The sequence below is a fragment of the Bradyrhizobium acaciae genome (assembly GCF_020889785.1).
Classification (GTDB): Bacteria; Pseudomonadota; Alphaproteobacteria; order Rhizobiales; family Xanthobacteraceae; genus Bradyrhizobium; species Bradyrhizobium acaciae.
The window spans coordinates 1-19,169 of sequence record NZ_JACMYK010000140.1; the positions used below are offsets into that span (position 1 = coordinate 1).

At 62.7% G+C, this 19,169-nt stretch carries 18 protein-coding genes and 1 pseudogene; 6 read left to right on the forward strand and 13 right to left on the reverse strand.

What is annotated here, in order from left to right; translation table 11 throughout:
- From H8A92_RS33200 to H8A92_RS33220, 5 genes are all read right to left on the reverse strand, one after another.
- Positions 1–1,247, reverse strand: a 1,247-nt coding sequence (locus H8A92_RS33200) for a DUF3300 domain-containing protein (RefSeq protein ID WP_229199602.1), incomplete at its 3' end; no start/stop codon positions are given.
- A gap of 87 nt (positions 1,248–1,334) precedes the next feature.
- Complete coding sequence (locus H8A92_RS33205) at positions 1,335–2,633, reverse strand: TAXI family TRAP transporter solute-binding subunit (protein WP_229199603.1); 1,299 nt, start codon at positions 2,631–2,633, stop codon at positions 1,335–1,337.
- Positions 2,634–2,736: 103 nt separating this feature from the next.
- Positions 2,737–3,150, reverse strand: a complete 414-nt coding sequence (locus H8A92_RS33210; protein ID WP_229199604.1) for a hypothetical protein — start codon at positions 3,148–3,150, stop codon at positions 2,737–2,739.
- A gap of 24 nt (positions 3,151–3,174) precedes the next feature.
- Complete coding sequence (locus tag H8A92_RS33215; protein ID WP_229199605.1) at positions 3,175–4,407, reverse strand: HlyD family secretion protein; 1,233 nt, start codon at positions 4,405–4,407, stop codon at positions 3,175–3,177.
- Entirely contained in the window at positions 4,400–4,843 is a 444-nt protein-coding gene (locus tag H8A92_RS33220) for a hypothetical protein (protein ID WP_229199606.1), read from the reverse strand. Before H8A92_RS33220 ends, H8A92_RS33215 begins: the two co-directional genes overlap by 8 nt.
- 155 nt (positions 4,844–4,998) lie before the next feature.
- Here H8A92_RS33220 and H8A92_RS33225 point away from each other — a divergent pair, with 155 nt between their 5' ends.
- Complete coding sequence (locus H8A92_RS33225) at positions 4,999–5,454, forward strand: hypothetical protein (RefSeq protein ID WP_229199607.1); 456 nt, start codon at positions 4,999–5,001, stop codon at positions 5,452–5,454.
- 23 nt (positions 5,455–5,477) lie between these two features.
- Positions 5,478–6,278, forward strand: a complete 801-nt coding sequence (gene ppk2, locus H8A92_RS33230) for a polyphosphate kinase 2 (RefSeq protein ID WP_229199608.1) — start codon at positions 5,478–5,480, stop codon at positions 6,276–6,278.
- Between the two features lie 44 nt (positions 6,279–6,322).
- On the opposite strand, the gene H8A92_RS33235 is transcribed toward ppk2, so the two are convergent.
- From H8A92_RS33235 to H8A92_RS33245, 3 genes are all read right to left on the reverse strand, one after another.
- On the reverse strand, positions 6,323–6,757 hold the full coding sequence (locus H8A92_RS33235) for a hypothetical protein (protein WP_229186682.1): 435 nt from the start codon (positions 6,755–6,757) through the stop codon (positions 6,323–6,325).
- Positions 6,758–6,847: 90 nt separating this feature from the next.
- On the reverse strand, positions 6,848–9,598 hold the full coding sequence (locus H8A92_RS33240) for an aminotransferase class I/II-fold pyridoxal phosphate-dependent enzyme (RefSeq protein ID WP_229199609.1): 2,751 nt from the start codon (positions 9,596–9,598) through the stop codon (positions 6,848–6,850).
- A gap of 187 nt (positions 9,599–9,785) precedes the next feature.
- A complete protein-coding gene (locus H8A92_RS33245; RefSeq protein WP_229199610.1) occupies positions 9,786–11,480 on the reverse strand; it encodes a SulP family inorganic anion transporter in 1,695 nt (564 codons plus the stop codon).
- A gap of 163 nt (positions 11,481–11,643) precedes the next feature.
- Here H8A92_RS33245 and H8A92_RS33250 point away from each other — a divergent pair, with 163 nt between their 5' ends.
- Complete coding sequence (locus H8A92_RS33250) at positions 11,644–12,531, forward strand: alpha/beta hydrolase family protein (protein WP_229199611.1); 888 nt, start codon at positions 11,644–11,646, stop codon at positions 12,529–12,531.
- 48 nt (positions 12,532–12,579) lie between these two features.
- Positions 12,580–13,137 (forward strand): invasion associated locus B family protein, encoded by a 558-nt coding sequence (locus H8A92_RS33255; RefSeq protein ID WP_229199612.1) that lies wholly within the window; start codon positions 12,580–12,582, stop codon positions 13,135–13,137.
- Here H8A92_RS33255 and H8A92_RS33260 read toward each other — a convergent pair.
- From H8A92_RS33260 to H8A92_RS33270, 3 genes are all read right to left on the reverse strand, one after another.
- Positions 13,119–13,544 (reverse strand): response regulator transcription factor, encoded by a 426-nt coding sequence (locus tag H8A92_RS33260; RefSeq protein ID WP_338026677.1) that lies wholly within the window; start codon positions 13,542–13,544, stop codon positions 13,119–13,121. The genes H8A92_RS33255 and H8A92_RS33260 overlap by 19 nt on opposite strands.
- Positions 13,545–13,695: 151 nt before the next feature.
- The gene (locus H8A92_RS33265) at positions 13,696–14,328 is read right to left on the reverse strand and encodes a response regulator transcription factor (protein ID WP_229199613.1); all 633 of its coding nucleotides are present in this window, start codon (positions 14,326–14,328) and stop codon (positions 13,696–13,698) included.
- 118 nt (positions 14,329–14,446) lie between these two features.
- A complete protein-coding gene (locus tag H8A92_RS33270; protein ID WP_229199614.1) occupies positions 14,447–16,291 on the reverse strand; it encodes a sensor histidine kinase in 1,845 nt (614 codons plus the stop codon).
- A 249-nt stretch (positions 16,292–16,540) separates the two neighbouring features.
- On the opposite strand from H8A92_RS33270, the gene H8A92_RS33275 reads away from it, so the two are divergent.
- Positions 16,541–17,209, forward strand: coding sequence for a helix-turn-helix domain-containing protein (locus tag H8A92_RS33275; RefSeq protein WP_420831403.1), 669 nt, complete (start codon positions 16,541–16,543; stop codon positions 17,207–17,209).
- A 10-nt stretch (positions 17,210–17,219) separates the two neighbouring features.
- Here H8A92_RS33275 and H8A92_RS33280 read toward each other — a convergent pair whose 3' ends face one another.
- Positions 17,220–17,657 (reverse strand): potassium channel family protein, encoded by a 438-nt coding sequence (locus tag H8A92_RS33280; RefSeq protein ID WP_229199615.1) that lies wholly within the window; start codon positions 17,655–17,657, stop codon positions 17,220–17,222.
- Positions 17,657–18,736, reverse strand: coding sequence for an AI-2E family transporter (locus H8A92_RS33285; protein ID WP_229199616.1), 1,080 nt, complete (start codon positions 18,734–18,736; stop codon positions 17,657–17,659). Before H8A92_RS33285 ends, H8A92_RS33280 begins: the two co-directional genes overlap by 1 nt.
- 215 nt (positions 18,737–18,951) lie before the next feature.
- On the opposite strand from H8A92_RS33285, the pseudogene H8A92_RS33290 reads away from it, so the two are divergent.
- A pseudogene (locus H8A92_RS33290) lies at positions 18,952–19,169 on the forward strand (hypothetical protein); the annotation flags it as partial.

Sequence of the window (19,169 nt, forward strand, 5' to 3'; positions counted from 1 at the left end):
CCGCCACGATTCGCTGCAGCTGCGCGGTTGCCGGCACTGCCGCGATTGGCGGCCTTTGCGCGATCGCCACCGCCCTTGTTGCCGGCACCCGCGCGATCACCACCCTTGGCGCGATCGCCCGCACCAGCACGATCACCACCCTTGGCACGATCTCCGGCGCGGTCGCCTCCACGATTTCCAGCGCGATCACCCGCACGGTCTCCGGCGCGATCGCCCGCACGGTCACCGCCGCGGTCTCCTGCCCGGTCACCTCCGCGGTCTGCCCCCTGGCGATCGCCGGGATTGAGGACCTGCTGACCGTCGCGGCCGCGATAATTCATCCGGTCGCTGACGCCGGCCCGGTTGGTGTTGCCACCGAAGCGCTGCTGCACGTTGCTGTTGTTGTAGCGGACGCCCTGGCGATGCGACGGATTGTGCTGCCAGCCATTTGCGATGTTGGTGGTCCGGTGATTGACATAGACGTTGCGATTGCCCCAGTTGAAGCCACCGCCCCAGTAGTTGCCCCAGCGTCCGATCGCCCATCCGGCACCGAAGGCAAGACCTGCGGCGACGACCCCGGCGCCGATATAGGACGGATAGCCGAAATAGTACGGCGGATACGCCGCATAGGGCCACGCGCCGTAGACCGTGGTGGGATCGTAATACGGCACGTAGACCGTGTTCGGATCGGTCTGCTCGATGACGATGACCTGCTTGTTCTCCTCGGCCTGGACGCTGACCTTCTGTTGCTTGGTCGTCACCAGCTTGTTGTTCGCCTGCGCCTTGCTGCGCAGTCGCTGGATCGCATCCATGACGTCGGCCTGTTGGGCCAGCACGGCGTCGCCCAGATTTTTCGTCCAATCGATCTTGTCGCTCATCATCGCGAGCACGTCGGGCGTGCTCGCGAGCGCCTTCACGCTGTCGTCCCAGGCCTGCTTGTCGACCTCAGTCTTCAGCGCATCACCTTTCAAACTCTTGCGCTCTTTCATCCAACGATCGGCTTGCACGACTTCGAGCGGATAGGTCGAAGCGGCCAGCACATTGGCCAGCAGCGAGTCCGGATAGAGCGCGATGGGTGCGACCAGCGCTTCCAACTGTTCAGGCTTCAACAGTTGGTCGGCCGGTTGTGTCGCCGCCGCGGCCGGCTGGTTGGCCTGAACGGGCTGACTGGTTTGGGCTGGCGGTTTGTCAGCCGTCTGCGGGAATGCGGCGACTGACGTCATCGACACCAGCACAACCGCGAGCAGAGTCTTGCCCCAACGGACCATCGCGACCTCCATCGACACCAACGGTCGACAGCATCGGCCGAGGCAATGCGCCCTCTTTGATCGAGATCAAGGAAACTGTCGGTCCGCTCAGCTGCCGATCTGGCCCGGTTGCTGCGACGCGAGGTGGATGCGGCGATCATGGATCAAATTCTCGAGCCGATGAGCGGCAACGTTGACTGCCGTCACCGCGCGCTCAGCCTTGTCGTCCGCGACCGGCTGCTCGCGCTGCGTCCGCAGCACCTGGTCGATTTCGCGCTCGATCTCTTCCAGCTCCGCCTCGCGCCCCGCCAGCCGAATCCGGGCCGTCAGTGCATAAAGCGTGTCGAGCGCCTCCTTGCGGCCTGGCGGCTCGCTGGAGCGGAGGAATTTCCACGCCGCCGCAAGCACCGACGCAAGGGCGCCTGCGATCATCGGCGCCAGGAAGATCGCATTGCCCCATTGGTCGAGAAAGCTCTCCCTGGTCCCCTCATAGACCGCCGCCGCCCCGGGATGCACCGGGATGTAGGCGCCCGCGTCGGTATCGGGTGTCGCGATCTGGGAAAGCGCCGGCAGTTCGGCAAGCAAGTCCCGTCGTGCGTTCATGATCGACTGCGTCAGATCGCCGATCACGTCATTTCCGAGCTTCTTCTGCGCCACCAAATAGAACGACGTCCGCAGCGTGGTCAGATCATCGGCAGGAATCGGCGGCGAGCCGCGCAAGGTTCCCTTCGGTACGTCGAAGCTCTCATAGGCGCGCTCCTTTTCGGCGATCGCTCCGGCGGACTCGATCGCGATCAGCACCGGTCCGCTCCGCCCGGTGTGCGGGAAGACATTGCGCAGCAGCGCAAGATACTTCTCGGTGAGGGGTATCACGAGCAGGACCGCCCGAACTTCCTTGCTCTCAAGCGCGCGGCGCGCGTCCGCAGGCGCCAGCGGCTTGAACGTCACGCCCGCGCGCGCCAGGTCGTACTCGTCGGTCAGCACCTTGATGAGCTTCTGGTTGGCTTCGGCGCCGATCACACCGATCGTGGCACGTTTCAGCTCGGCAACATCCGATATCGTGACGCCGGGCGGCGCGACCATCAGCACCGTGGCGTGGGCCAGGAGTATGACGGCCTGAGCCTGCGAGAGATCACCGACATCCCCACGCACGACTGCCAGATCAACCTTTCCCGACGCGAATGCCTCGGCGGACTCGAGCGGTCCCGGCGTCTGGATCAGGCTGAGCCGGACAGGTGCTTTCGACTGAGCGAGCTTTCCGGCCACCGCCGAGACCAGCTTGCCGGCCTCGCCATCCAGCGAACCAACCGCGATCGTCAAGGTGGTCGGCCGCTCATACCAGCGGTAGGCAAACAGGCCGGCGCCGCCGACCAAAAGGACAAGTCCGACGACCAGGGCGATACGCAATGACCTCGGCAACCTGCTGGGGTCCACGGCGCGCTACTCGACCGGTTCGGCGTCAGCCAACGACGGCCTGACGGCGGTGAGCCCGCGCTGGAATCGGACGCTCCTAGATCTTGCAGCGATGATAGTTGACCTCCATCCCCTCGATGCCCGGGAACTGGCGCGTGATCGTATCGTCGTCGACAGCCTTCAGGAAGAACTGCACGTTCGATACCATGATTCCCGATGCGCAGCCGACGATGATGTTGATATTCTGGCCGTCGTCCTTGCGCGACTTGATCTTGCAGTTCTCGAACTTGCCCCTGAGGCGATCGGCTTCGGCGATGAATCCGCCGCCATAGACGCCCGAGAAATTCGAGAAGGTCAGCTGGTTCGCCCTGCCCTTGTGCGCGAACACTTTTCGGCATTGGTCAACACTCGTCGCCCAGGCGCCTGTGAGATCGAAAGCGAGCGCATGATCCGGCAATGCGAAGATCATGCCCGTCACCACGATTGCGCGAAGCTTGCCATCCGGCTTCATCTGCTGTCTCCCTGTTCGCGCCCGTCAGTGGCCACTGAGCACCAGCGTCTTGATCGGTAGCAGCAGAGCCTGGATCCGAAGCAGCAATGCATGAACGAGGGCCGTCGCATCGACGGCGTGCAGGGCGAAGCCCTTCAACGCGCCGGTTTTCGGATCGGCGATCTGGTCATGGTTGCTCGTGTAGGCATTGACGATGCAGGTGCTGCCTGGTGTCACGCCGTCAAGGCCGTTCTTATAGAGCGGCTCGAGGAACACGAGGATCGAACCTGGTTGTTGCAGGTTCTGCGGGTCGATCAACAGCTCGCTGGCGCGAAACTGGCCGGCGGCGATGAAATCCTGAACGCTGGTGACAACCAGAGGAATGATCACCCAGGGTTTCGACATGCAGGCGGCTTCCGCGATCATGCCGGGCTTCATCACCTGGGCCTCGATCTGCCCGAATCCTGCCTGTAACCTGTTGCGGCCCGCCTCGTTCGGTATCATGATTCCGGCCGGCCGCATGATCTGGGCAACGAGGTCGCCGGGGCGAACCAGGAATTGTTCGACGCGGCCATCGACGCCGGCACGGACGAAGGTCTTGTCGAGGTCCACTTGCGCCTGCGCGCGCGCGGCCTCGGCGCTCGCCTTCTCGGCCGGCAAGAGCGTGGAGACGCGCAGCGTCGCCGACTCCTTGACGGCGTTGGCGGCATCAACGCCGGACTGCCGCTGATCAACCAGCACCTGCAGCTTCTCGATGTCGCGTTGCGGTACAATGCCGGGATTCCGGCGCTGCAATTCGCTCTTCACATCGAGTTCGTCCTTGGCCTGCTGCAAGGATGCTTTCGCCTCCCCGATCTGGGCCTCCGCCTTAACGACATCGGCCTGCGCCGAGATCAGCGACGCATCCACCTCGGCGATTTTTCGCTTGGCGGTCTCGAGTGCTGCCTCTTGCCTCGAACTATCGAGCCGGAACAAAACGTCACCTTTCTTCACCGGCGCGGTGAAGTCGACATTCACCTCGACGACGCGGCCGGAGCCCTCGGGCAGGATCGGCACGGTCCTGAAGTAGATCGCCGCAGAGCTTGTCGCGGGATGGAAGTAGAAGATCATCGTGATCAGCGAGACCGTGAGCATCAGGCAGCCGGTGATGCCCCATCTCAGCTCGTACCAGACAGAGAAGAACGTGATCTCCTTGCCGAACCGCTTGCCTTGCCGATAGCGGCGGTAGAGGTAATCCGGCAGGATCGTCACCAGCGAGCAGATCATCAGCTCAAGCATGGTTGTGCACCTCCTGCTTCGCGGGCATCGGCGCGTGGGGACTGCCGTCAGCTACCGATTCGGCTTCCGGTTCGGCAGCGGGCGCGCCCGGCGTGGCGTCGGCTATACGCTCGACAGAACCGGCAATGCTGCGGATCGGCGTGCCGAAATCCGGCAGGTCGATGAGCGCCAGCAGCAGGCCGGCGATCCAGAAGATGTGCATGTGGGTGAAAAGCGATATCAGTCCGAGGACGGCGACGATCTCGAACTGAAGCTTCTGGGACTTGTGCGCCATGCGCTCCGGCAGGCTGTGCAGCTTCCAGTAGAGAGTGCCAACCCACAAGACCGTGGCCACCAGGAAAATACCCATCACCACCATCAGGGTGTCCGACCCGTCGGCGCCGGGAATGAAGAACGGCAAATGGTGCGGAGCCAGCGGATGCATCTGTTCGCTCAAGCCAAGCCTCCCTGCGGCGATCAAATCGCCGCGACCCCTGATCGACATTGCGTACCATCCTATCGCCTCGATTTGATCTGGATCAAGGATAGCGTTTGGCCGGTCCCTACCTTTTCCAGCGCAAGGTGGAAGATCGGGCTTAGGAGTCCCCAGCCATGCGAGACAAGATCGATGACCTGATCCCGAACGCGCACGAGATCCAGAAGCAGGCCGCGCTCAAGGAGGCCGAGAAGGCCGAGGAGCACGCCAAACGTGCGGCCATCATCGAAGCCGAGAAGCTCGCTCTGATCGAGCGGCTGAGCAAACCCTCCGGGCTCAGCGAGGACGAGAAAGTCAAGCTCGCCTCGACGGTGATTCAGCGCGCGGTGCGCAACGGCCTGAGCGAGGTGCAGGTCTATCGCTTCCCCAACACGCTGTGCACCGACAGAGGGCGGGCCATCAATCAGATGGAATCGGGCTGGGAGAAGACGCTGACGGGAATCCCCAAGGAAATCTACCAGCTCTGGGCGGACTACCTGCAGCCGCGCGGCTATCGCATCGCCTTCCAGGTCGTCGATTACCCCGGCGGCATGCCCGGCGACATCGGCATCGTCATCGCCTGGGGCGGCTAAGTTCAAACGATGGATGGGTATCCATGGCGAAAGACAAATCCACCGAGAAGATGAAGCGCAAGGACTACGAGGAGGAGCTGCAGAAGCTGCAAGTCCAGCTCTGCCAGCTCCAGGATTGGGTGCAGGCGAACAAGCTCAGGGTCATCATCCTGTTTGAGGGCCGCGATGCGGCCGGCAAGGGCGGAACGATCAAAGCCCTGACGGAGAAGGTCAGTCCGCGCGTGTTCCGTGTGGTCGCCCTGCCCGCGCCGTCCGATCGCGAGAAGTCCCAGCTCTTCATCCAGCGCTACATGCAGCAGTTTCCAGCTGCCGGTGAAATCGTGATCTTCGATCGCAGCTGGTACAATCGCGCCGGCGTGGAATATGTGATGGGGTTCTGCACACCCGCGGAGCACAAGCGATTCCTCGCGCTCTGCCCGCAGATGGAGCAATACATCATCGAGGGCGGCATCACCCTGATCAAGCTGTGGCTCGAGGTCGGGATGGACGAGCAGGAACGGCGCTTCAGGGCCCGGATCGACGATCCGATGCGACAGTGGAAACTGAGCCCGATGGATACGGAATCCTACCGCCGCTGGTACGACTACTCCCGCGCGCGCGACCTGATGTTCAAGGCGACGAGCTCGAAGCACTCACCGTGGAACGTGATCCGCTCCGACGACAAGCGACGGGCGCGGTTGAACTGCATCTCGTTCCTGCTGAAGACTATTCCCCACGGACGGATCAAACGCGACAAGGTCAAGCTGCCCAAGCGCTCAACCAAGGGGCGCTACAACGATCAGGCCGGTCTGCGCGGGATGAAGTTCGTCGAGGAACGCTACTGAGAAAGGCCAGGCCGCACAGGACGCGCGGCCTGGGTCCTTCCGAGCTATTTCAGGCGGATCGAAACGCCGCCCACGGCAGCCGAGACTTCGGCACCGACCTTCGGGCCGCTCAGTTGCAGGATCACGCCATTGGCGTTCTGCAATTGCACGCCTCCGGCGCCCGCTGCGATTGCCCCGCCGGCACCTGCGGCGCTGTAGGAGCCCTCGATGGAGGCCGGCCCTCTGAGATTGAAAGCGCGCCCGACGAGCTTGGTGGTCGAGGCGCCAATCGTGAAGCCGACGCTCATGCCCGACACCGTGAACGGATAGTGCTTGCCGCGCAGCGTCAAGACGCCCTCGCCGCCGCCGACACCAACGATGAATCCACCCTTGGTGAAGATCACGGCGACCGAGCCGGTTTCGGCCGCCGACGGCGTGCTGAACCCAGCCAATCCAATCGCCAGCGCTGCAAGAGCTCCGATCAAACCCACTTTCCTCATAATGTCCCTCCAGGACCGGTTGCGTTACGACCTGTTGCGCAAGGAACATCGTCGCAAGGATGCGACGACGCCTTGCGATAACTCACTTTCTTACGATGCAGCCTTGAGCTTCGGCGCAGCCGCTCGCGGTTTGCCCATCCTGGCCAGCGCCTCGGTCCTCACGAGCTTCAATCCCTCGCCCGCGTCGTAGCCATGGATCTCCTTCACATCCAGCTTGCGCATGAAATCGATGGTCTCCTGCGTGACGACCTGGCCGGGCACCATGATCGGGAAGCCCGGCGGATAAGGGATCACGAAGTTCGCGGAGACGAGATCGGGCCCGTTCTTCAGACGCCGGTCGATCTCGGGATCGTTCAGGCGAATATATTCGCATCCCGCGGCATCATAGGCCGAGTAGAACCCACCGCGGATGTCGCCCTCGTTCGTCCTGGTGCCGGCGTCACCGCGATAGGCATCGTGGAAATGTGAGAAGTTCGGCAGGTCGGGCACGTCCTTCATCAAGCTGTTGACCCGCATGTCGAAGTCGACCCTGGCGTTCGCGCCGCCGTTAGCAAGGGCGCGATCGATCTCACCGGAGATTTCGGCCAGCACCCGGACAAGATGCGCAACATCGCTCCGCGTATTGTTGATATTGGACTGGATCAGGACCGAGTTGCGCGAAGTCTTGTTGACCTGGATGTTGTAGCGACTGGCGAGCAGCCCCTTGAACGATGTTCCGTCGTAGCCGGCCGTGCCGCAGACCAGCGTCATGCGGGTCGGATCGAGGCAGAACTCGTCGTCGTTCAGGCTCTTCAGCGCGCTCGCCCAATTGGTGCCGGCCGCCAGATAGTCGGTGAACCCGCTCTGACGATATTCCTTTGGCACCATGGCATCCGCGCCGAGCACGCGGAAGTACCTGGAAATCAGCGGATTGGTGTTGACCGCATTGCGGATGGCGAACGCGATCTCCATGGCATTGGCCACCAATCCATATCCCTCGAGCTCCATCTGCCGCCGCGAGACATCGAGGCTCGCGATCAACTGCTGGTTCGGGCTGGTCGACGCGTGCGTGAACACGGCCTCCTTGAACTGCGCCTCGACGGTGTGGAATTCGATGTCCTTGACCGCCAGCATCGACCCCTGCCGGATCGCCGACATCGACTTGTGCGTCGAGTTGGTCTGGTAGACGCGCAACCGGATCTGGCGCGGATCGGGGATCAGCCTGGTCTTGAGCAGCACCTCGTCGGTCGGGCTTTTGCCGAGCTCGGCTTGTTGCTTTTCGTAAGCGGCAACCGATTTCGGATCGCGCATCCAGGCCTCGATCTCGTTCGCTGCCCCCATCGCGGTGCGCCGCCGCAGGAATGGCGAGAACTGCGCGAAGCCGAACCAGGCTTCGTCCCAAAGGAAGATCAGGTCAGGCTTGATCGCGAGGCATTCCTCCATCACCCGCCGCGTGTTGTAGATGTGACCATCGAAGGTGCAATTGGTCAGGTCGATCATCTTGACGCGGTCGAGCCGGCCATCGGCCTTGGCGTTCAGAAGCGCCTGCTTGATCGTTTTCAGCGGCACCGCGCCGTACATCGAGTATTCCGTCATCGGGAAGGCCTCGACATAGAGCGGCTGCGCGCCCGCCAGCACCATGCCGTAGTGGTGCGATTTGTGGCAATTGCGATCGACGATCGCGATGTCGCCGGGACCCAGCAGCGCCTGCACCGCCATCTTGTTGGACGTCGAGGTCCCGTTGGTCACGAAGTAGACGCGGTCGGCGCCGAGCGCGCGCGCGGCCTTCTCCTGCGCCTTCTTGATGTTGCCGGTCGGCTCCAGCATGCTGTCGAGGCCGCCGGTGGTGGCGCTGCTTTCGGCGAGGAACAGGTTCAGCCCATAGAACTCGCCCATGTCGCGGATCCAGTCCGACTTGAACACGGACTTGCCGCGCGCGATCGGCAGCGCGTGGAAGGTACCGATCGGCCGCTGCGCATATTTCTTCAGATTGTCGAAGAATGGCGTGTCGAAGCGGTCCTGCACGCCCTCAAGAATTGAGAGGTGCAGTTCGAGTATGTCCTCGACCGAATAGAACACCCGGCGCACCACATCGGCCTCGGGATTCCCGGCCAACTCCTCGACGTCGCGATTGGACATCAGGTAGAGATCGAGTTCAGGGCGGGTCCGCTTCAGGATATGGGCCAGCCGCAGCGCGGACGCATCGGACTCTTCCTTGAGCCCCATTGCCGACATCATGGCGCGAAGCACAGGTGCATCGTGTCGCGAACGCAAGCCAAAGCCCTCATTGATCACGACCGCCGCTATGTTGGGATTGAGCACGGCCGCACAGAAGGCGTCCTCGAGACTGCCTACCATGACGGGCTCATAGATAAAGGCGTCGACCGGACGCCGCAGCTTGCGCCACTCCGCCAGCAGTCCCGGCCAGTTGCTGGCCGGCACCCCGGTCACGATCAAGGTCTCGAAATACGGCCGTCTCCCCGCCGATTGTCCGAGCGTCGGCGGAAGCAGATCGGGAATGTCGCCATTGCCCTCGTCCTGCGTGCTCCAGTCACCGGCATGCTGGCGGAAGGATTTTGTCTGAAGTGCCTGCGCGATCCGCGTCGCAAGCATATATGAGGTGGCGGCGTCGCTCGCTGCCGCGGCTTCCTTCAGCGCCGCCATCAAACGAAGGCCCGGGTAGCCGTGGAACTCCTCGGTGACTGCAAGCGCCGACAGCGCCGCGTCATACGGCCTACGGTCGCCGCCCCTGCTCCACACCTTCGCCGCCTCGACCAGATCGCGCCAATTGTCGGCGCGTCCGCCGGGGCCGGAGAAGAACTGGTCGATGCGTTGCTGTGCCGGTTTCGCGTCGTTGGCCATCGATGTCTCCTGATCACGTGATCTCGGCGCTGGTTCGGGCCGATCGTAAGAACCGCGCCCATCGCTCCCTTTGATCCAAGTCAAACCGCAGCTGGATTGAGACGAACCTCATGGCTGCCGAACGACCGCGATATCCTGCGATGCAACCCGGCTGGAATTCCGCAAGCGATCCGCTCCGCCGCACACGCTAGTGGTTTGGCTGCGGCCTTCTACTGTTCAATACGCTGTCGAGCGTGCGCATCCAGTCGCCGCTATCGGTCTTGTCGGCAAGACCGTCCGCTCGCAGCAGATCCCGCAACTGCGCGTGCGCGCCGACGATGCAGAAGGTGATTCCGCGCGATGCGAGCTCCTGATGAAGGTCGTGCAGCATGCGCGACCCCGCCAAATCGATGAACGGCGAGGCCGACAGGTCGCAGGCCACCAGCTTGACGTCGGGCGACACCCGCAGTGCGGCGAGCACGGTTTCAAGGATCGTCTCGGCATTGACATAAAGCAGCGAGGTTTCCGGGCGGAACGCGATGATCCCGGTCAAGGGCTCCACGTCGTCATGTCGCGCCCGGTCGGAATAGCGGCCGCTGCCGGACTGACGGCCGAGAAACGCGATATTGGGCTGCGATGCACGCAACAGCAGCAGGAAGATCGAGGCGACGGCCGCCAGCAGCACGCCCTGCAGAATCCCGAGGAACAACACAGACACCAGCGCGATGACCGCCGCATAGAAGTCGATCCGGCTGATCCGCCACATTCTGGCGAGCGCCGGGATATCGACCAGCTTGTAGACGGCCGAAAAAACGATCGCGGCAAGCACGGTCTTCGGCAGATTGGTGAGGAGGCCCGCGAAGAACAGCAGGCAGAGCGCAAGCGTTGCAGAACAAAACACCAGCGCCAGCGGCGTCCGCGCGCCGGCTGCGTCATTCACAGCCGATTGCGACAAGCCGCCAGCGACGGGATAGCCGTGTCCAAAGGCTGCGGCGAGATTGGCCGCACCTAACCCCAGGAACTCCTGCCGGACGTCCAATGCGTAGCCGTGCTTTGCGGCAAAGCTCCGCGCGGCGGATACGCCCTCAACGTAAGCGAGGACGAGGCATCCGGCGGCGATAGGAAAGAGATCGTCGAATTCGAGCAAGCCAAGCGTCGGTAGCGAGATCGTCGGCAAGCCGGTCGGGATCTGTCCGGTCACCGGCAGCCCCATTTGCGCGAGCCCGAGTACCGAGACGATCAGAATCGAGAGCGCGACCACCACCAGCCCGATGGGTTTTCCGGGCAATCTCCGCTCGCCGAGCAGAAGCAGCACCGTCGCGGCCACCCCAAAACCCAGCACCAGCGGCCTGGTATCGCCGAGCTGGCCGGCAAGCTTGATCGCGCGATCGAAGAAGTTGTGACCGCCCCCGGCGACGCCGAACAGGCTCGGCAACTGGCTCATGATGATGGTGAGCCCCGCCCCGGCCTTGAAGCCCACCAGAATGCTGTCGCTGATCAACCGTACCAGCAGGCTGAGCTTGAACAGCCAGGCAATCAGGCAGAGCACCGCGACGCTGAAGGCAACGAGGCTGACGATCTGCCCATAACGCGTGGCATCGCCGCCGGCCAGGATGCCGACGGCGCCGGCGATCATCAGCGAGATCGCCGAGGTCGGTCCGACCGCGAGTTGCCGGGACGAGCCCAGCAGGGCGTAACCTACGCCGCCGAGCAGATAGCCGTAGACGCCGATCTGCGGCGGCAGGCCGGCCAGCCCCGCATAGGCCAGCGACACCGGGATCGCGTAGGCCGCCAGCGTGACCCCGGCGATTGCGTCGGCCCCAAGCCAGGAAGCCCGATAGTCCGCGAGCCAGCTCGCCGGCGGAAATCGGCGCATCCAACTCGCCTCTGCCTGGATTGACATCAAGTCCGCCCTGCGACGCCACAACGGTCGCATGTGGTCGCGCCGGCAGGACCGATGCTCGTTGATTCAAATCAAGCCTCGCACTCGGCAACGTGCTCCTTTTCGTGTTCGGCTCGATTGTCGCGACCTGCGCATTTGCCGGACGACCGCTGGAGCGCATGGCATGTGTCAGCACCGCTTACGGACCCTCGCAATCGCGGCGCTTCTCTTGCTTGGCTTGGTCGCCCCTGCATGCGCCGACGATCAAAAGTCCCCCCAGCGCATCCAGGAAGAGATCTGGGTGCTGCCTTTGCCGCTACCGATGTTTGCCTATCTGGTTCGTCCGGTCGGCGACGGCCCCTTCCCGCTGGTCATCATGAACCATGGCGTGTCGCTGAACGCCAGGGATCGGAGCTTTTTCCCGCTGGTCGAATTCCGCGATGCAGCAATGTGGTTCGCACGGCGTGGCTATCTCGTAGTGGCGCCGGTCGGGACCGGCTATGGCGCGGCGGCCATTGATATTCCCGAACGCGGTCTTTACGGCCCGTTCTTCTCCAAGATCGGGAAATGCACCAATCCGAATTTCCTCGATCCGGGCCTTGCCGTCGCGCAGGTCGATCTCTGGATCATCAACTACATGGCCGCCGAACAGCGCATCGTGCCGAAAGACGTCATCGTCGTCGGACAGTCGGCCGGCGGCTGGGCGGCGATCGCGCTGTCGAGCCTCAATCCCCCGCAGGTCAAGGCCATCATCACATTCGCGGCCGGGCGCGGCGGCCGCGTCGACGGCAAGCCGAACAACAATTGCAATCCCGACAGGCTGGTGGAAGCGACCGGTGTGTTCGGCCATACATCGCGGGTGCCGATGCTGTGGCTCTACATCGAAAACGACACGTTCTTCGGGCCGGCCCTGTCAAAGCGAATGCACGAGGCGTTCTCGCGCGCCGGCGGGCGAGCCGAATACCATCTATTGCCGCCGTTCGGCGACGAAGGGCATTTTCTGATCGGCTCTCCCGCTTCCATTCCCATATGGTCGCCATTGGTCGAACGATTTCTGGACAAGAATCGCTAGGCGGCCGAGCCCGCCGGAGGAGCATCCATGGTCCGATACGGTGGTTTGATGAAGTTGGCCCTGGTTGCGTTCAGCATCAGTGCTGCCCACGCCCAACAGACGCCTTCACCGCCAGCTGCGATCAAGGACGGCGGCGAAGTTGCTCCGCGGGGAACGCGCGCGGCGAGAGACATCAAATACGGCGAATGGCAAAAGCTCTGCTTCAACGCAGCCGGCGCGAAGACATTATGCCGGACGACCATCACCGGCACCTTCGCGACCGGCCAGACCGCCGTTCGCATCGACCTGGTCGAACGCGAGGACGGCACCGACCGGGTCCAGCTATTCCTGCCGGTCGGGATGTATCTGCAGGCCGGGGTCAAACTGTCGGTCGACCAGAAGCAGATCTATCGCCTGCCCTATACCTGGTGCGTAACCAACATGTGCATCGCAGCCGATGTTGCCGACCCCAGGCTTCTGGAGGAAATGGACGGCGGAAAGGCGCTCTCGATCGAGGTTGTCGACAGCAGCATTCTGACGGTGACGACGTCGGTGCCGCTCGACCGCTTTGCGACCGTGCGCAAGGGTGCCCCGGCGCTGACACTCGATCAAGCCATCGATGAATGATCGGGACCCGCAACCGCTAGACGACGCCCCGCCATCAGCCGCTCGATCGGCTGGATCAGCAAATTGGCGGTGAATGGCTTGGTCAGATAGGCCACGCATCCCGATGCCATCGCGGCCATGCGCGTCGCCGGGTTGTCGTTTCCGGTGATGTAGATGACGGGGATGTCGATGCCTTGATCCGCCAGGCGGTGACGCAGTTCGATCCCGGAGCCATCGCTGAGATTGACGTCAAGGATGAGACAAATCGCGCTATCGAAGCTGCCGTCCCTCAGCAGGGCGCTTCCGGTCTCGAACAGCCTGGATGCAAATCCATACTCCCGCAGAAGCCGTCCGATTCCACGGAGCATCGAGGGATTGTCATCCACAACGAAGACGAATTTCGCGGTCGGCAATTCCTGAAACCTCACTCCTATCGCTCAACGACCATACGTCTACCTTTGGACAAGGGCACGTCGAGCGGCTATCGGCACGCAACATTGTCGCGGCCAATATCGGAGATACGCTCCGTCACAGAGCTTTCATATTGTACCATGGGACAGGAGCGGAGCCACCTGTGGATCAAGCCTTGGCTTCACCAATGGAAGCGCGCGTGCCGAGCCGCTCCGCGATGGAGACCAGCTCTGCAAGTGACTGCACCTGCATCTTCTCCATGACCTGGTGGCGATGCGCCTTGATCGTGCGCTCCGTGGTGCCGAGCTCGTGCGCAATCTGCTTGTTGATCCGGCCGCACACGATCAGATCGAACACCTGCCGCTCGCGTGGTGTTAGTCTTGCCAGCAGCGCTCGAAGCGAGTCCAGCCTGGTTCGCTGGCCCCGCGCCAGTTCATGCCGCGCAACGGCGCGATCGATGGCCTTGATCAGCTGGTCCGACGCGATCGGCTTGGTCAGGAAATCTTCGGCACCAGCCTTGATTGCCTGGACGGTCGTCGCTGTGTCGGCGTGTCCGGTCAGGAATACGATCGGAAGCGTCGACTCCAGCTCGTTGAGCCGGCTCTGCAGCTCTGGGCCGCTCATTCCGGGAATGCGTACGTCGAGCACGATACAGCCGGCCTCTTCGTCGTCAGGCATTTGATCGAGCAATTCTCGGGCCGACGTATACGTGACAACGCGATAGCCGGCGAGCTTGAGCCGACGCTCGAGCGCTGTGCGAAACGAGGCATCGTCGTCGACTATGTGCACGTAAGCGTGCATTGTTGCTCCACCGTCGGCAGATCGCTGCTCTGGATAGAATGATCATCGGCGGCGATCTGAAAATACTGCGTTCGTCTTAACTCCAACCTCGCACCTCGGCAAACAAGACCCAAACGCGCTATGCTGCCAATGGCAGTGAAAGGTGGAATACAGCTCCTCCTCCGGACTGGTTCTCGGCCCAGAGCTGGCCGCTATGCGCCAGAACGATCGTGCGTGCGATGGACAGGCCGATGCCCATGCCCTGCTCCTTTGTGGTGAAAAACGGATCGAAGATATCGTTCAGCCTGTCCTGGGGAATTCCCGGACCGGAATCGCTGATGGAAATGACTGCCGATGCGTCCCCGTTGACTTCGGTACGACCGATGATCGTGCGCCCGTAGGGCATTTTGGCCATCGCGTCCATGCTGTTGACGACGAGGTTGAGAATGACCTGCTGCAACTGCACTGGGTCACCCTTCACGCGCAGGGTCTGCGGGGAGGTCTGCAAATAAACTGCGACGTTGCGCGCCGAGGCCTGAAGCCTGAGGAAATCGAATGCCTCTCGCATGGTCTGGTTGAGGTCGATCTCCTTCTTCTCAAATGGCGCACGCTTCAGCAAGCTGCGCATCCTGCGGATCACCTCGCTTGCACGCAGATCATCACGCTTGATGTCGGAAATGATCTCCCGCACCTCCTGAAGGTCGGGCGTCGGCGAATTGAGGATCAGCTCCGCGCTCTCGGCATTGGTCAGGATCGAGCCCAGCGGCTGGTTGAGCTCATGGGCGATCGAGGACGAGAGTTCTCCGGCAGTCGCCTGCCGATTGATATGGGCGAGGTCAGACAGGCGATCGCGGGATTCGACCTCGGCCTTCCGCCGCATGAACCGCTCGTGCAGCAGAAACGCGATCAGCATCGTTTGAAGCAATAGCGCCGCGGTCAGGGCGACCGCCCGCCAGCGGTATTTTTCCAGGAAGGTCGGCTCACGGAAGCGGATCTCGCTGCCTTTTGGCAAGCTCGCCTTGCTGACATTCCAGCGCTGCATCTGCCGCCAGTTGAAGATCGGCTTCACGGCATCGACGGCCGACGGGGGCAGGCTCTCCGGCGCCTCGCCATCCAGAATTCGCAGCGCCCTTTGCGCCGCCTCGGCGCCAATCGATGAGGGGACGATAACGAATCCGCCTATCCCGCCTGCATCGAGGAAAGTCTCCGCTGCGACGACAATGGGACGATTGGCACTTGCGGCGACAAATGCGAGGGCATCCGAGGGCGGATAGTAGTTGCCCTTACCATCGCTATAGAGGCCCGTGTAGATGATCGCGCTATGCTCGGGGAGCGTTGCGACCCGCTCGACGACCTCAGACATCGGCCGTCCAATGATCTCGATGATTTCGAGACCCGGAATGCCGGCCGCTGCCTGGTCTTTCCAGTTGCGAAACAGAACCTGCCGGTCCCAGTCCGCGCCAACAAGCACGATGGTCTTGAGGCCCGGCATCACGGCGCGGGCAGCCGTGACGGCATCCTTCAGTTTCAGGCTCACGATGCCGCCGGTGACATAGGCCGGCGGTTGCAGCCGCTTGAAATCGGCCTCTTCGACCAGCGAAAACACGATTGGCGTGTCGGGCCAAAGCTGCGGGCGCCAGCGCAGCGCAAGTTCTAGCGCAGCCGCTCCAACCGTGACCACGACACCGATCGGCCGATCGCGATACTTCGCCTCGAGAAATTGGCGAAAGCCCTCCTGATAGGCCTCGCCGCCGAAACGGTCGAGATCGAGGCTTTCCGTGTAAACGGTGGTCGGGGCGTGACTGTGGGCGCTCACCGCGTCCCTCAGCCCGACGGACACCTGGTAGTAGAAAGGGCCACGTCGATCAGACTGGTCCAGCACCAGTATGGAATGCGGGCGCATCTGTTGCGCCCGGAGGCCAACCGGCGACAACAAGGCAGCCAGCAGGATGATCAGTCCAGAGAGCCGAAATGCACTGCCCATGGCGTTCGGAGCCGGCGACCAACAGGTTGTGAAATCTAGCACCCGACTATCAGCATGAAAATTGAAAAGTAATCTAAGACTGTGCGCACCAATTACGAACAAATTGCCGCATTTCGCGCACCCTGTCCTTTAGGACAATGACCTCAAGACCAATAGTGGCCGGCGAGCCCTGGCGTAGTCATTGCGCGCGGACACGCATTTCGAACCGCTGCGGACGCCGCAACAGTCGTTACCCAAGAGAGTTGGTCCATGTTCGCTCGCGTCAACGTCAGACCGGCCACCATGCCGAGCATCCTCGGTGGGCTGACCGCCCGGCATGCCAACTGCATCACCAGCGAATTCCACTACAGGAAGGGCTCCGAGATCTACGGGGAGAAGGAGCCGGCGGAATACGTCTACCAGGTCGTCTCAGGGGCAGTCCGCAGCTACAAGCTCCTCTCCGACGGACGCCGCCAGATTGGCGCCTTCCACCTCGTCGGGGACATTTTCGGCCTCGAAAATGCCGAGACCCATCGCTTCACCGCCGAAGCCGTCGTCGACACCGACGTGCGCCTGATCAGGCGGATGAGCCTCGAACGGGTGGCCGATTCCGATTTCGCCCTGGCTCGCAACCTGCTGATCATGACCACCAGCAACCTGCAGCACGCCGAAGATCACATGCTGCTGCTCGGTCGCAAGACCGCGCTGGAGCGGGTTGCCGCCTTCCTGCTCGAAATGGATCGCCGGCTGACCGGGGTCGGCGTCGTCGCCCTGCCGATGTGCCGGCGCGATATCGCCGACTACCTCGGGCTCACCCTCGAGACGGTATCGCGTGCGCTGTCCAAGCTGCACGGCTATGGAGCACTCGACTTCCTCGGCTCGAACCAGCGCGAAATCATGCTGATCGACCGCGACCAGCTGTCCAGGCTGGATAACTGACCGCGACACACTACGGGGATTTCGCGAGCGCCGCCTGGCGCTCGATGGTCTTTTGCAGCACCTCGAACAGGACCGCGGTCGACCAGCCGAACATCAGAATACCGTTCATGGCAGCCATCGGTCCGACCAGCAGCCACTGCTTGACCGGGACCACGTCGCCATAGCCCAGCGTTGTGTAGTTCACGAACGCGAAATAGAGCAGATCGCTACCCGCGGGCGCTGCACCAATAGCCAGATAGGCCAGCGACCACACCACGATCTCCAGCGTGTGAGCCACCATCAGGATCAGCGCGGTCGCCACCATCATGCCGCTGAGCTGAAGCCCAAACCGGCCAGACGCGCTCAAGGCGACCTTCCGCACCAGCCCGATCACCGCGACGGTGAACAGCGAATGGATCACGATGTTGATCGCGCTGACCGCCAACCCCACGAGGAGCTGAACCAACATCATCGCTCTCCCGCCAGCCTGGCGCGGTCGTTCCGGATCCATGCCGAGATCAACTCCCAGGCGACCGCGAGAATGATTGGACCGATGAACAAGCCCACGATGCCGTGGGCAAGCGTGCCGCCGATCACCCCAACGAGGATGACGGGTGCCGGCGTGGTCAGGCCCCGCCCCATCACCAGCGGCTTCAGCACATTGTCGAGGACGCCGACGACGAGGAAGAAAAGCGTCAAGGCGAGCGCCGTCGTGAAGTCCTTGGCCGACCAGAGCCAGATGATGACCGGAAGGAGCACGATCGCCGCTCCGATCTGCACGATCGCCAGCAGCATCACGACAAACGCCAGCAGCCCGGCACTCGGAATTCCGGCCAGCTTGAAGCCAATGCCGGCCAGCAGCGATTGCAGAACGGCGATGCCGATGACGCCCCGGGAGACCGCCCGAATGGTTGTGCCCGCAAGGTCGAGGAAGTGCTCGCTCTGTTCGGGCACGATGCGGGACAGGAAGCTTCGGCACGCCGCAGCAAGCTGCAGGCCATAGGGAAACAGAAAGCCTGCCAGGACGACCGCCAGCAGGAACTTCAGCATCCCGACCCCGGCATTGCTGGCGAACGCAAACAGGATGCCGGCCAACGGCTTCAGATGCGGCACGACCTCACGCAGCACGGCGCGCAGATTGGTCGACGCCCGATCCCAGAAATCATAGAGCGGCGCGCCGATCAGCGGCCAATCCTTGACCTCCGCCGGCGGCGACGGCACGATAACGTGGCCGGCGCTCAATTGTTCGGCGAGGTCCCTCATCCCCTCGACCGCTCCGATCCCGAGCCAGGTCGCCGGTCCGATGACGACGCCCAGAGAGACCAGGGTCAGCACGAGGGCCGCGATGGCTGCGTGACCGCCAAGCATTCGTGCGAGCCAGGTGAAGACGGGATAGAGCGCGACCGCGAGCACTACGCTCCAGGCCAGGATCGGCACGAACGGGCGAACCAGCACGAACGACCAGTAGATCAGCAGCGCCAGCAATCCGAGACGAATTGCGAGCTGGATGAACTCGTCTCCGGCCACGATCTGGCGAAGGGTTTTCAAGAGCGTGCTTTCGATTGAACCTCGGCAGCTACGCGGGAAGCGGTGCCATCGCGCGACCGCACACGGCTTGATTCAGATCAAGCGCGACGCGTCCGGACGTTCACCAAAGAAGCGGCCCCGGTTCCCAAGGTGCAGCATCAATCGTCTGCACACCCCGTCGCGACTTTGATTCAAATCAAGCTTCGGCTCGCCGCGGCTGACAGGCTCGGCCGCGAATGATCGCGACGGCCGGCTTGATGTCGCTGCCTTTCGATCACGACCGCCTGTGTCACCCCGATGTGGAGGATGTCATGAAGAACACCAAGACCTTGCTGGCCTTGATCCTGCTCGCGAGCACGGTCGGCATTGACGCAGCCCAGGCGGCCCCGATGCCGACCAACGTCGCCGCGATGAAGGGCGCGGCAGACAATGCCGCCGTTCAGGTTCGCTGGGG